Annotated in this window: 2 protein-coding genes; both read right to left on the bottom strand. The window is 69.4% G+C overall.

Features of this window, described 5'->3' with window-relative positions; genetic code table 11:
• Nucleotides 1–173: 173 nt before the first annotated feature.
• Nucleotides 174–10,586: a non-ribosomal peptide synthetase gene (locus J2Z30_RS37890; protein ID WP_209469006.1), complete on the bottom strand. Its 10,413-nt coding sequence runs from the start codon at nucleotides 10,584–10,586 to the stop codon at nucleotides 174–176.
• Nucleotides 10,583–15,286: a non-ribosomal peptide synthetase gene (locus tag J2Z30_RS37885; RefSeq protein WP_245388883.1), complete on the bottom strand. Its 4,704-nt coding sequence runs from the start codon at nucleotides 15,284–15,286 to the stop codon at nucleotides 10,583–10,585. The genes J2Z30_RS37890 and J2Z30_RS37885 overlap by 4 nt, the downstream gene beginning before the upstream one ends.
• Nucleotides 15,287–15,377: the final 91 nt, after the last annotated feature.

The following is a 15,377-nucleotide window of genomic DNA, read 5'->3' as shown; positions in this document are numbered from 1 at the left end:
GCCCTCACCACCCACACCCAACACCACACCGGCGGCCGAACCCCCTCCGACCTCCCCCTCCTCACCCTCACCCAACACGACATCACCAACCTCGAGAGCGATCTCGAAGCCGAGTGGGCGGACCTGGAGGAGTGAGAGCCGCTCCGGGCCGGGGCGCCACGCCCCGGCCCGCGCTACGGCCGCGCGAGCCCCCGGGCGACAACGGGGCCGATGTGATTCAGTGCCCGCTGCGTCATCAGGTGGTCGTGCGTACTGGGCACATCGTGGGTCCGGATGTCTCCCTCGACGTACGGTGCCCAGGAATCAGCCGTACGCCATGCGGCGGTCCGGTGGTCGGTGGGTTCCTCCGTCGCGATGAAGAGGTCCATCTCCCCGTGGAACCGCCGAGGCCGGTGTTCCTTGGCGGCTCGCTCATGCTGGGCGTGGCTGTGGCACAGTGCCGTCAGGATCTCCTCGTCCAGGGAGTACGCCCCGTCCGCCAGGACGTCGAGGAACATTCCCCGGATATCGCGGTCTCCCGCCTCTGGCAGCGATTCCTCCGCAGGCACGGCCGCCAGGGGGTAGGTGTCGAGCACGGCCAGCAAGGCCACCTCCTCACCCTCCTCCTGGAGCCAGGTCGCGATCGCGTGGGCGACGATGCCGCCAAAGGACCAGCCGAGGAGGTGGTACGGGCCGTGTGGCCGCACGGTACGGATCTGACGCAGATAGTCCGCCGCGATCTCCTCGACCGTGGCGTGGGGTGTCTCCGTACCGGACAGCCCCCGGGCCTGGAGGCCGTAGACGGGGTGGTCGGCGTCGATATGGCGCAGCAGCCCGGAATAGGGCCAGCTGATCCCACCGGCCGGGTGGACGCAGAAGAGCGGTGCGCGGCTGCCGCGTGGCCGCAGCGGCAGCAGGACATCGAGGCCCTTCCCACCGTCGCCACTCCCCAGCCTGCTGGCCAGCCCGGCCACCGTCGGCGCCTCGAACACCATCCCGACCGACACCTCGACCCCAAGCTCCGACCGCACTCGCGACACCAACCGCGTCGCCAACAACGAATGCCCACCCAGATCGAAGAAACCCTCCTCCACCCCCACCCGCTCCACACCCAACACCTCAGCAAACAAACGACACAGCGCCCGCTCCACCGCCGTACGCGGCCCACCACCCCAACCAGAACCCCCAACCTCCGGCACCGGCAACCCCCGCCGATCCAACTTCCCATTCACCGTCACCGGCAACCGCTCCAACACCACCCACACACCCGGCACCATGAACTCCGGCAACCGCCCCCGCACAAACTCCCGCACCACCCCCACATCACACCCACCCCCACCCCCAGCAGGCACCACATACGCCACCAACCGCCGATCCCCCGGACGATCCTCACGCACCACCACCGCCACCTGACCCACCGACGGATGCGCACCCAGCACACCCTCCACCTCACCCAACTCAATCCGAAAACCCCGCACCTTCACCTGATCATCCACACGCCCCACAAACTCCAAAGCCCCATCCGACCGCCACCGCACCAAATCCCCCGTCCGATACATCCGCTCCCCCACCCCACCGAACGGATCCGACACAAACCGCTCCGCCGTCAACCCCGCACGCCCCACATAACCCCGCGCCAACCCCACACCCGCCACATACAGTTCGCCCACCACACCCACCGGCACCAAACCCAACCCACCATCCACCACATACACCCGCATACCGGCGACCGGTCCACCGATCGGGGGCACGTCCGGACCGGAGAGCTGGCCCGTGGCCGTGACATACACCGTGGCCTCGGTGGGGCCGTAGGCATTCACCATCCGCCGCCCGACGGACCACCGCTGGACCAGTTCCCCCGGACATGCCTCAATCCCGATGATCAAGGTGCGGAGGTCGGGGAACGCGCCATCGGGAATGCTGCCCAGCACGGTCGGCGACATGACGGTGTGGCTGATGCGTTGATCCCGCAGTACGACGGCCAAGTCCTCGCCCACCAGCGGCCGGGCGGGCGGAACGATCAATGTGGCCCCGGTGGCAACGGCCATGACCACCTCCATCATGGACACATCGAAACCGGGTGAGGCCAGTTGCAGGACCCGGCTCCCCTCGCCCACGTCGAACCGGTCGGCCTGGGTCAGCGCCAGGCTCGCGATTCCGGCATGCGGCACGGCGACCCCCTTGGGGGTGCCGGTGGAACCGGAGGTGTAGATGAGATAGGCCGGGTGCATGGGATGCAGAGGGTGCACACGATCCGCATCGGTGACATCGGAGCCGGACAGGGCTGCGATCGTGTCAGCGGTGAGCGAATCGTCGAGCACCACCCTAGGAACGTCGTCGCAACCCAGATCGCCGGGGGTGCGGCTGGTCGTCACCACCGCGAGAGGGCGCGCGTCGCGCAGCATGAAGCCGATACGGGACGGCGGGTACGCCATGTCGATCGGCAGATAGATGGCGCCCGACTTGAGGACCGCCACAACCGCGATAACCATGTCGAGCGAGCGGGACACCGCCACGGCCACCACCGCTTCCGGCCCGGCTCCACGCCCGATCAGATACCGGGCCAGCCGATTCGCCCGTACGTCGACTTCCTCGTAAGTGAGGCACTCGTCTCCCCATGCCAGGGCGGGTGCGTGGGGAGTGTGGACGGCTTGGGCGGTCAGCAAGGCGGGGAGGGTGGTGGTGGCGGCGGGTGAAGGGTGGGCGGCGGTGGAGTTGCCTTGGCGGAGGAGTGCAGCGCGCTCGTCGGTTTCCAGTAGGTCGATGTCGCTGACCGGCAGGTCGGGGTCGGTCAGGGCTGTCTCCAGCAGGCGACGCCACCGTTGGATGACCGACTCAATCGTCCGCTCGGTGAAGATGTCGGTGTTGTACTCCACCGTGATGTCCAGCCCAGCGGGCGCGCCATCGTCCGCATGACGCTCACCAACGCTGATCAGCAGATCCATCCGGGAAGTGTCCGCACCGACCTGCTCCACCCTGCCCTGCGCGCCCGGCAGGTCAAAACCGCTGTGTGCGGTGTTCTGCAGCGCCAGCATCACCTGGAACAAAGGATGATGCGCCAACGTCCGCGCCGGATTCAACGCCTCCACCAGATACTCAAACGGCACATCCTGATGCGCATACGCCTCCAGATCCACCGCCCGCACCCGCCCCAACAACTCCCGAAACCCAGGACGCCCCGACGTATCCACCCGCAACACCAACGTATTCACAAAAAACCCGACCAAATCCTCCAGCGCCTCATCCCCACGCCCGGCAATCACCGACCCCACCACCACATCCTCACCCGCACCCAACCGCGTCAACACCCCCGCAAGCCCCGCATGCAACGCCATGAACAACGTCGCACCCTCCACACCCGCCACCCCCACCAACCCACCATGCAACCACCCCGGCCACACAAACCCCACCGTCCCACCCCGATGACTCGCCACCACAGGACGCCGCCAATCACTGGGCAACGGAAGCCGCTCAGGCACACCCTCCAACTTGACACGCCAATAATCCAATTGCTCGGCCAACACACTGCCCGGCACATCAGCCGCACCGAGCACCTGGCGCTGCCAGAGCGCGTAGTCGGCATACTGCACCGGCAACGGCTCCCACCCCGGTGCCCGGCCCTCCCGCCGCGCGCCATAAGCGCGAACCACATCCCGCCACAAAGGCCCCAGCGACCACCCATCCGCGGCGATGTGATGCATCACCAACGCCAGCGTGCATCCAGACCCCGCCGAGGCAGACTCCCGCACCATCACCGCCCGCAGTGGCAGTTCCTCCCCCAGGTCGAAGGCGTGCCGCACCACCTCGGCAACCGCCCGCTCAGCCTCGGCCCGGCCGCCCGCAGTGGTCGTCTCCAGCCCCGGCCACCGCCGGCCCGCCTCCTCCACCGACAGCACCCGCTGACAGACCACCCCATCCACCTCGGTGAAGAGCGTCCGCAAGCTCTCATGCCGACCCACCACATCCCGCAACGCCCACCCCAGCGCCTCACCATCCACCTCACCCGACAACCGCACCACCAACGGAATGTTGTACGTAGCCGACCGGCCCTCCAACCGATACAGAAACCACAAACGACTCTGCGCGAACGACACCGGCAACCGCTCCGGCCGCCGATCACACCGCACCAACCCCGGCAGATCCCGATCCACCTGACCCACCGCACCCCCGGCCAGCCGACGCGCCAGCCCGGCCACCGTCGGGTCCTCGAACACCGCCCCTACGGGGAGCTCCATTCCCAGCTCCGACCGCACTCGCGACACCAACCGCGTAGCCAACAACGAATGCCCACCCAGATCGAAGAAACCCTCCTCCACCCCCACCCGCTCCACACCCAACACCTCAGCAAACAAACGACACAGCGCCCGCTCCACCGCCGTACACGGCCCACCACCCGAACCAGAACCCCCAACCTCCGGCACCGGCAACCCCCGCCGATCCAGCTTGCCGTTCACCGTCACCGGCAACCGCTCCAACACCACCCACACACCCGGCACCATGAACTCCGGCAACCGCCCCCGCACAAACTCCCGCACCACCCCCACATCACACCCCAGCCCACCCTCGGCAGGCACCACGTACGCAACCAACCGCCGATCCCCGGGACGGTCCTCACGCACCACCACCGCCACCTGACCCACCGACGGATGCGCACCCAGCACACCCTCCACCTCACCCAACTCAATCCGAAAACCCCGCACCTTCACCTGATCATCCACACGCCCCACAAACTCCAAAGCCCCATCCGACCGCCATCGGCCGAGGTCCCCGCTGCGGTACATCCGCGTTCCGGACCCGGACCCGCACCCGGACCCGCCCCCGCACCCGGGCCCGGCGAAGGGGCTCGCCACGAACCGCCCGGCCGTCAGCCCGGGACGGCCCAGATATCCCCTGGCCAGGCCCGCCCCGGCCAGGTAGATCTCCCCCGCCACTCCGGTCGGCAGCGGTCGCAGCCACGCGTCCAGGACATACACCTGGGCACCAACGACCGGTACGCCGATGGTGGGCGCGCCACCCGCCGACGCATGGCGTCCGGCTTCCAGGACACCTGCCGTGGCCCACACCGTCGCCTCGGTGGGGCCGTAGGCGTTCACCATCCGCCGCTCGGGCGCCCACCGTGCCACGAGTTCGGGGCCGCATGCCTCGCCGCCGACCAACAGCGTTCGCAGCGACGGGAGTTCGGATGTCGGCATACCGGCCAGAACGGTCGGCGAGATCAACGCATGGGTGATCCCACATCGCCGGATCATCCCGGCGAGCTCCTCACCCGCCAGGACCCCCGACCGCTCCGGAATGACCAGCGCACCCCCTGAGGCGCATGCCATCAGGAACTCCATCACGGAGGCGTCGAAGCTCGGCGACGCCAACTGCAGGATCCGCGCGGACGAGTCCAGAGCGAACCGTTCCACCTGGGCCGTTGCCAGCCCCGCGATGCCGGAGTGGGTGACCACCACGCCCTTGGGACGCCCGGTCGACCCCGATGTGTAGATCACGTAGGCCGCGGCGGTCAGGGGCACGGGCACTGCCGGGAAGGTGGTCGGCTGCCGGCGGATGTCGGACATCGTCTCCGCCGTGTCCGTCACCATGGTGGAGACGGCCGCACTCGGCAGTGAGTCCGCGAACGCGCTCCGCGTGACCACCGCGCTCACCGCGCTGTCTGCCAGGACGAAGGCGATCCACTCCGCCGGATAGGCGGGGTCGACCGGCAGGTATGCCGCGCCGGTCTTCAGCACGGCGAGTGCCCCGACCACCATGTCCACGGAACGGCCGAAGGCCAGGGCCACGCGCGATTCCGGCCCGATATCGCGCTGGGTGAGATGGTGGGCGAGTTGGCTGGCTCGGGCGTCGAGGTCCGCGTACGACAGGCGGAGCGCTCCGCACTCCACGGCGAGGGCGTCCGGGGACCTGCGCACCCGGTCCTCGAAGAGCGCACCGAACGACAGCCGTGGCAGATCCGGCTGTCCCGTGTCGTTCCATGCCACCAGGGTCCGGTGTCGCTCGGCGGCGTCCAGTATGTCGATGCGGCTGATCGGTGCGTCCGGGCGCGCCACCACCGCGTCCAGCACCCGCAGAAAGCGCTCGGCGAGCCCAGCGGCGGTCTCCCGGTCGAAGAGATCGACGGCGTACTCCAGCACCCCGTCGAGTCCGGTGTGCGTCCCACCGTGGCCCTGGCGTGCGTTGACCATGAAGGCCAGGTCGAACTTGGCCGTCCGCGCCTCCGGCCATTCCAACGTGGCCGTGGTGCCCGGAAGTGCGAAGTCCTGATCCCACGCGGTCTGCAACGCCAAGGACACCTGGAACAGCGGGTGGCGGGCGAGCGTGCGCTCCGGATTGAGCGCTTCGACCAGCTGCTCGAACGGCAGCTCCTGATGCGCGTAGGCCGCGAGGACGGTGTCGCGGACCCGTTCGAGGAGCGTCCGGAAGGATGGGTCGCCGGAGGTGTCCGCACGCAGCACCAGCGTGTTGACGAAGAAGCCGACGACGTCGTCCAGCGCATCGTCGGGACGTCCGGCGACGGGGCTGCCGATCGGAACGTCCGTGCCCGCCCCCAGACGGGTCAGCAGGGCCGCCACGGCCGCCTGAAGCACCATGAACACACTCGCGTCGGCCTCACGGGCCAGAGCCGCCAGTTCGCCGTGCGTCTCGGGGCCGACCTCGAACGCGACCCAGCGCCCTTGGTGGCTGGCCACCGGGGGGCGGGGCCGGTCAGTGGGCAGGGGAAGCTGTTCGGGAATGCCCGCGAGATGGGTGCGCCAGTAGGCCAGTTGGTCGGTCAGCACACTGCCCGGCGCATCAGCCGCACCGAGCACCTGGCGCTGCCAGAGCGTGTAGTCGGCGTACTGCACCGCAATCGGCTCCCACCCCGGTGCCCGGTCCTCCCGCCGCACCGCATACGCCCCGGCCACGTCCTGCCACAACGGCCCCAGCGACCACCCATCCGCCGCGATGTGATGCACGACCAGCGCCAGTGTGCATATGGGCTCCGGCGCGGACTCCCGCACCAGGACGGCCCGCAGCGGCAGTTCCTTCTCCAGGTCGAAGGCGTGCCGTACTACCTCGGCAACCGCCCGCTCGGCCTCGGCCCGGTCGCCCACCGTGACCGTCTCCAGGCCCGGCCACCGCCGGCCCGCCTCCTCCACCGACAGCACCCGCTGGCACGCCACCCCATCCACCTCGGTGAAGAGCGTCCGCAGGCTCTCATGCCGACCCACCACATCCCACAGCGCCCACCCCAGCGCCTCACCATCCACCTCACCCGACAAGCGCACCACCAGCGGAATGTTGTACGTAGCCGACCGGCCCTCCAACCGATACAGAAACCACAAACGGCCCTGGGCGAACGACACCGGCAACCGCTCCGGCCGCCGATCACACCGCACGAGCTCAGGCCGCTCCCGGCCCGCCTGACCCGCGCCCCTGGCCACCCGACGAGCCAGCCCGGCCACCGTCGGCGCCTCGAACACCATCCCGACCGGCACCTCGACCCCAAGCTCTGACCGCACTCGCGACACCAACCGCGTCGCCAGCAGCGAATGCCCACCCAGATCGAAGAAACCCTCCTCGATCCCCACCCGCTCCACACCCAACACCTCGGCAAACAAACGACACAGCACTTCCTCGGGCCCATCCCTGGGCGCGACGTACTCCGATCCACCACCACCCCGCGGAGCAGGCAGAGCCCGCCGGTCCAGCTTCCCGTTCGCCGTCACCGGCAGCCGGTCCAACACCACCCACACACCCGGCACCATGAACTCCGGCAACCGCCCCCGCACAAACTCCCGCACCACCCCCACATCACACCCACCCCCACCCCCAGCAGGGACCACATACGCCACCAACCGCCGATCCCCCGGACGATCCTCACGCACCACCACCGCCACCTGACCCACCGACGGATGCACACCCACCACACCCTCCACCTCACCCAACTCAATCCGGAAACCCCGCACCTTCACCTGATCATCCGCCCGGCCCACGAACACCAACCGGCCCTGCGCATCCCACCGCACCAGGTCCCCGGTCCGGTACATCCGCTCCCCAGCCGCGCCGAACGGATCCGCGACAAACCGCTCCGCTGTCAACCCCGCACGCCCCGCATAACCCCGCGCCAACCCCACACCCGCCACATACAGTTCGCCCACCACACCCACCGGCACCAAACCCAGCCCACCATCCAGCACATACACCCGCGTGCTGTCCGTACCACGGCCGATCGGTACCACCTCGGCGGCCGATCCGCCCCTCACCACCCGGTGGCAGGTGGCGATCATCGTGGTCTCGGTGGGGCCGTAGGCGTTCACCACGGCGGTGTCGGGGCAGGTGTCGGTCACCCGCCGCACCGCCGTGGGGGAAGCGGCCTCGCCACCCGTCCACACCTCCTGGACGTTCGCGAAGAAGTCGGGTGACTCATCGGCGAGGCTGTTGAACAGCGCTGTGGTCGCGAAGACGCCCGTGACGCCATGCTCGGCGATCACCTTGGCCATGGAGACGGTGTCGAGCGGGCCGTCGGGCATCAGGACGAGCTTGCCGCCACGGAGCAAGGGAACCCAGAGCTCATAGGTGGACGCGTCGAAGGCGAGGGGCGAGTGCACCAACACGCAGTCGTGTGCACTGCTGTCGAACGCCCGGTCGCGGGCCAGGGCCACCAGGGCTTGCTGCGTGATCACAACGCCCTTGGGGGTGCCGGTCGAGCCGGAGGTGTACATCACATACGCCGGATGCGATGGATGCAGCGGCGCCGGACGATCCGCGTCGGTCACCTCGCCATCTGGACAACCCACCACCTCACGTTCGGTCTCTGGATCATCCAGCACCACCACCGAAACACCCAACGACGGCAACCGGCCCGCCACCTCACCCGACGCCACCACCAGCACCGGCCCGGCATCCTCCACCATGAACCGCACCCGCTCCGCCGGAAACCCCGGATCCACCGGTACGTACGCGCCACCGGCCTTCAACACCGCCAGCAACACCACCACCAAATCAACCGAACGCGGCATCGCCACCGCCACCAACCGCTCCGGCCCCACCCCACACCCCACCAAAAACCGCGCCAACCGATCCGACCGCGACCCCAACTCCTCGAATGACAAAGCGGCTTCGCCACACACCACCGCGACCCGCTCACCCAGCATCCCCGGCACCGTCCCCGACGGCACCGTCCCGCCCCCGCCACTGCCCCAGCCCAACAACACCCCACGCTCCGCCGCCGACACCAACTCCACGCCACCCACACACCGCCCCGCATCCATCACCACTGCCTCCAACAAGGCGGACAGACGCCGCAGCACGCTCTCGACCGTGGCGCGGTCGAACACATCGGCGCGGTAGTCCAGTCGAAGACGCAGGCTCTCGCCGGGGAAGACGACCAGGCCGAGCGGGTAATGGGTGCCGTCGTGACCGCTGATGTCGGTCACCCGGAGGCCGGTTCCCGGTGGGCAGACGGCGCCCGGGTCCATGGGGTAGTTCTCCACGACGACGAGCGAGTCGAAGAGTCGTGGGTGCCCGGCCAGTTGGCACACCTCGGTGAGGCCGGTGTACTGGCGGTCCAGGAGACGGACATGCTCCTTCTGCACCCGGGCGAGCAGCGTGGCCAGGGTCTCGTCCTGGTCGAGTGTGATCCGCACCGGCACGGTGTTGATGAACAGTCCGACCATGCTCTCGACGCCCGGGAGCTCCGGTGGCCTCCCGGCCGTGGTGATACCGAAGACGACGTCGTCACGGCCGGTCAGGCGGTGCAGCATGATGGCCCAGGCGCCCTGGATGACGGTGCCGAGGGTCAACCCGTGGTCGCGTGCCCAGCCTTCCAGCCGCGCGGTGAGGTCACCGGGGAGTTCCAGTGCGACCCGGTCCCGCCGGGCCGAGCGTGCCGGGTTGGCGGCCGGGGCCAACAGAGTGGGTTCCTCGATCCCGGCCAGGGCCTGCCGCCACCCTTCCTCGGCGGCCCCCCGGTCCCGCGCCGCGAGCCAGGTGAGATAGTCCCGGTACGGGGTCACCGGCGGCAGGTGGCTGTCGTCGCCTTCGCGGGCGTAGAGCTCGAACAGTTCGTGGAGCAGGACGGGATAGGACCAGCCGTCGAGCAGGATGTGATGGTTGGTGAGCGCCAGAAGGTGGCGGTCGGTGCCGATACGGATCAGGGTGAAGCGGAGCAACGGGGGGTCGGTGGGGTCGAACCGATGGTTTCGCACGCCGTCCAGGACACGCTCGCATGCGGCGTGGCGCTCGGCATCGGCATCGGCATCGGCATGGGCTTCGGCTTCGGCGGTTTCGGTGAGGTCGATCTCCTCCCACGGCAGCTCGATCTCGCGGGGGATAACCTGGACGGGCTGGTCCATCCCTTCGTGCAGAAAAGCGGCGCGGAGGTTCTGGTGGCGGTCCAGGAGCGTTTCTGCCGCCGCCCGCAGCGCGGCGGGGCGCAGATGCCCGTCCAGCCGGAGGACGACCTGGACCGTGTACCCGTCGCCACCGCTCCCGTCATGGACACCGTGGACGCCGTGGACGGTTTTGACGTCATGGGCGGCGTGGACGTCATGCACGGCGTGGAAGAGCAGCCCTTCTTGCAGGGGCGACAGCGGCAAGACATCGAGCAGTCCTGACTGTGTCATCGCTTCTTCCTCCACGCTGCTTCGAGTCGGTCGATCTGGTCCTGGTCGAGATTCACCAGGGGGAGGTCGGAGGGTGTGCGGCCACCCGCCTCCGGGCGTTCGGCATGCGCCGTGATGGCCTTCAGCACCGTGAACCAGGTCTGTGCGAGGTCGCTCACCTCCTCCTCGGTGAGCAGCCCACGGGCCCAGGACCAGTGCGCCACGAGGTACGGGCCATCGGGGCCGTCGTACGTGACGGCGTTCAGCTCCAGGACGTAGGGCAGCGGGGCGTCGGCGTCCGCGCCCGCCATGAGCGGCCCGCTCGTACCGTCCCCGGCGGCGCTCGTACCGTCCCCCGCGGGTGTCCACGGTGCCGCGCCGCGCGGTGCGGCGATGCGGCCGAGGTAGTTGAAGCGGATGTCGGGGGTGGGGAGCGCGGCGAGGCGGGGCCGGGTGCAGGGGTTGAGGTAGCGCAGCAGCCCGTAGCCGAGCCCCTCGCCGGGGAGGGCCCGCAACTGCTCCTTGACGCGCTTGACCGCACGGCCGAGCACGGGGCCGCCACGCCGGACCTCCTCCTGGTCCACCTGGCCCGGCTCCAGCCGGACGGGATAGAGGGCGGTGAACCATCCGACGGTGCGCGAGAGGTCCACCTCCTCCGCCAGGAGGTGTGACCGGCCATGTCCTTCCACGTCCACCACCACGGGCCCGCCGGCGGCGCCCCGGCCGTGGCGCTCCCGCCATGTGTCGAGGGCCACGGCGAACGCGGCGAGCAGCACATCGTGCACACCGGCGTGGAACGCCCCGGGCACTCGGGTCAGCAGCGGCTCGGTGTCCTCACCGGGCATGGGCAACGCCATGTTTCCTGCGGTCCCGAAGGTGTCGCGGCCGCCGCCGGTCCGCCCCGCCACCACGGGCCGTACGTCGGCCAGGGCCTCCTCCCAGTGGCGCAGCTCCCTCTCCCGGACCTCCGTGTCCGCCTCGGCCGCGAGCAGTGCGGCCCATCGGCGGAACGACGTGCCGACCGGTTGCCACTCCACCGGCCGTTCCGCCGCCATCGCCGCCCAGACGGCGGCCAGGTCCGGCAGCAGGATGCGCCATGAGACGCCGTCGACCGCCAGGTGGTGGATGACCAGCAGGAGCCGCCCCGATTGCCGCGGCCCGGCGTCGAAGTGCACCGCCTGCCACATCACCCCCGCCCTCGGGTCGAGGCGGCCACGGGCGGCGGTGAACTGCTCGGCCAGCAGACTTTCCGGGGGCCGGCCGTCCGTGGTCTCGATACGGCGCACTCGCTGCGCGGCCCGTATGGTTCCCGCCGCTGTCACCTCGGGCGACCATGTCCCGTCGGGGCGGTCCGCCAACCGGAGCCGCAGCGCGTCGTGGTGGTCGGTCACGGCCTGCAGGACGTCCGCGAGCCGCGGGGTACCGGCTCCGGTGGGTGTGGCCATCAGCATCGCCTGGCAGAACCCGCCGACCGGGCCGCCCTGCTCACGGAGCCACTCCATGATGGGGGTCGGTGTCGCCTCGCCGATCGGGACATCGACCGCCTGGTCACGAGCCGAACCGGTCACGGGCGTCGCCGTGTGCGCCAGCCGGGCCACCGTCTTGTGGGCGAACACATCGGCCGGAGTGATGACCAGCCCAGCCGCTCTGGCCCGGCTGACCAGTTGGATGGTGGAGATGCTGTCGCCGCCGAGGTCGTAGAAGCCGTCCTCGGCCCCCGCCCGCTCCAGGCCCAGCACCTCGGCGTACAAACGGCACAGCGTCCGTTCCACGGCCGTACGTGGCTGACGGCCCGAACCAGACCCCCGGACCTCCGGCACCGGCAGGGCCCGCCGGTCCAGCTTGCCGTTCGCCGTCACCGGCAGCCGGTCCAGCACCACCCACGCCCCCGGCACCATGAACTCCGGCAACCGCCCCCGCACAAACTCCCGCACCACCCCCGCATCACACCCCGGCCCACCCTCAGCAGGGACCACGTACGCCACCAACCGCCGATCCCCGGGACGGTCCTCCCGCACCACCACCGCCACCTGACCCACCGACGGATGCGCGGCCGCCGCACCCTCCACCTCACCCAACTCAATCCGAAAACCCCGCACCTTCACCTGATCGTCCACACGCCCCACGAACACCAACCGGCCCTGCGCATCCCACCGCACCAGATCTCCGGTGCGATACATCCGCTCCCCGGGCCCACCGAACGGATCCGCCACAAACCGCTCCGCCGTCAGCCCCGCCCGCCCCGCATACCCCCGTGCCAACCCCACACCCGCCACATACAACTCACCCACCACACCCACCGGCACCAAACCCAGCCCACCATCCACCACATACACCCGCATACCGGCGATCGGCCCGCCGATCGGTGCGGCGCCCTCGGCCTCGGCTTCGTACCACCCCGCCGTCGCGTAGACCGTGGCCTCCGTCGGGCCGTAGGCGTTGAGCACCCGGCAGCCGGGCAGGGCGTCACCGATGGTGCGGGCCGCCGGGCCCGACAGGGCCTCCCCGGCGCAGACCACGACGCCCGGAAAGTCCCGTGGTCCGATGGCCTTCGCGACCTGGACCAGGGCCGAGGGGACGCCGCTCACCAGGCTGGCTTCCGGCCGGTGGGGTAACCGCCCCACCAGGGCCACGGCGTCGTCCACGATCTCCACACGCCCACCGCACGCGAGCGGAGCGAACAGTTCGAAGGCGGATACGTCGAAACTCGCCGAGGTGGACATCATCACGTGGGAGAGGGCTCGCGTCCCAAGGGTTTCGACGGCCCAGGCGATCGTGTTGACCAGGCTCTGGTGGGACACCACGACGCCCTTGGGGGTGCCGGTCGAGCCGGAGGTGTACATCACATACGCCGGATGCGATGGATACAGCGGTGCCAGACGATCCGCATCCGTCAGCGCCGTACCCGGACACTCATCCACCTCTCGCGCCGTCTCCGGATCATCCAGCACCACCACCGGAACACCCAACGACGGCAGCCGCCCCGCCACCTCACCCGACGCCACCACCAGCACCGGCCCGGCATCCTCCACCATGAACCGCACCCGCTCCGCCGGATACCCGGGGTCCACCGGTACGTACGCGCCACCGGCCTTCAACACCGCCAGCAACACCACCACCAAATCAACCGAACGCGGCATCGCCACCGCCACCAACCGCTCCGCCCCCACCCCACACCCCACCAAAAACCGCGCCAACCGATCCGACCGCGACCCCAACTCCCCGTAGGACAAGGCAACTTCGTCACACCGCACCGCAACCGCATCACCACCCGCCACCACCCGCTCGCCCAGCACCCCCGGCGCCGTCCCCGCACCACCGCTCCCCCGGTCCAACAACGCCGCACGCTCCGCCACCGACACCAACTCCACGCCACCCACACACCGCCCCGCATCCACCACCACCGCCTCCAACAAGGCGAAGAGGCGCCGCTGGTGGTCGGCCAGATCCTGGGGGCCGTAGAGGTCGGCGTTGCCGTTCAGGTCGATGCGGATTCCGCCGTCGGGCTGTTCGTAGGCCATGACCGACACATCGGGGACCGGGCCGTTGGCCAGGTTGTGGTGGGTGGCCCGGCACTCGCCGAACTCCAGGTCCCAGTCGAACGACATGACGTTGACCTCGGGCCCCACCAGGGCCGGAACACCTCCGGTGAGATGGAGGTCGCGAGCCAGGTCCTCACCGCGGTAGCGCTGATGCGACAAGGCCATGCGGACTTCCCGGGAAAGGCGTCGCAGGACATCGGTCCAGGTCGTCGCGGCGCTCAATTCCACGCGGAGCGGAAGTATGTTGGCCAGCGTTCCGGGAGTACGGCGGGAAATCGGGTCCTTTCGCGCCGAAACAGCGAAGCCGAGCGTGATGTCCTGGGTCCCGGTCAAGCGGTGCAGGTAAACCGCGACAACAGCGGTCAACACCACCGACCAGTGAGTCCGGGCGGCGCGCGCGGCTTCTCTGAGGCGGTCGGCCTCATCTGCTCCGATCAGGGTGGTATGGCGCAGGAAATCGCTGGGTTCGATGCCGGGTTCGGTGGTGAGACGCGCGGCCTGGGGCGGGGAGGCAAAACGCTCCAGCCAGTACCGGCGGTCACGCTCGAATTCCTCGGATTTCCGGTACTCGGCTTCCTGGTCGAGCAGGGCGGCCAGTGAAGAGAATGGGGACTCCCCGGCGGGTTCGCCTTTGTGAAATGCCGTGTAGAGTTCGGCGACCCGGCGGGCGAAGAGCGTGCTGCCCGCCCCGTCGGTCACGATGTGGTGATATCCCTGGTACCAGACGAACCGATCCGCCGCCGTCTTGATCAGGACGAAGGAGAACAGCGGACCGTGCACCAGGTCCATCGGCGTCCTGAGTTCCTCGCGCATCCACTGTTCGGCGGCGGCCCGGGGATCGGGGCCGTGGCTCAGGTCGAGGGTCCGCAGGGCCCAGTCGCCGGGCGGGCCGAGCACCTGATGGGGCACGCCGTCGATGTCGCCGTCGCCGTCGCCGTCGCCGACGATGCCCGGGAAGCGCGCGTGCAAGGTGTCGGCCTCGGCGACGGCCCGGCGCAGCGCCGATTCGAAAAGGGCAGGGTTGAGGGGCCCGTGGATCTCAACATACTGACCTACTTGGAATTGCAGGCCGTCCGGATTGATGCGCTGCGCCACCCAGATCTCCCGCTGGGCAGCGGATAGCGGGTAGCGAGCCCCCTGAGGATAGCGGAACCCCTGAGGATAGCGAGACCCATTCATTCCCCCGTCTTGCACGAGCACCACCCATTGCCTAATATCGGGTCACTTCCCGGGCAGCAGCGCCGAATTACTTTCGAAATACTCAGGTCAT

This window comes from Streptomyces iranensis (genome assembly GCF_017874715.1).
GTDB classification, from domain to species: domain Bacteria; phylum Actinomycetota; class Actinomycetes; order Streptomycetales; family Streptomycetaceae; genus Streptomyces; species Streptomyces iranensis.
Note: the sequence above shows the minus strand (reverse complement) of the source record. Positions and strands in the feature narration are given on the sequence as shown.

What these genes read in the sequence shown, in the direction of transcription:
- J2Z30_RS37890 (WP_209469006.1), bottom strand. Translation starts at nt 10,586, where the DNA reads ATGACACAGTCAGGACTGCTCGATGTCTTGCCGCTGTCGCCCCTGCAA.
- J2Z30_RS37885 (WP_245388883.1), bottom strand. Translation starts at nt 15,286, where the DNA reads ATGAATGGGTCTCGCTATCCTCAGGGGTTCCGCTATCCTCAGGGGGCT.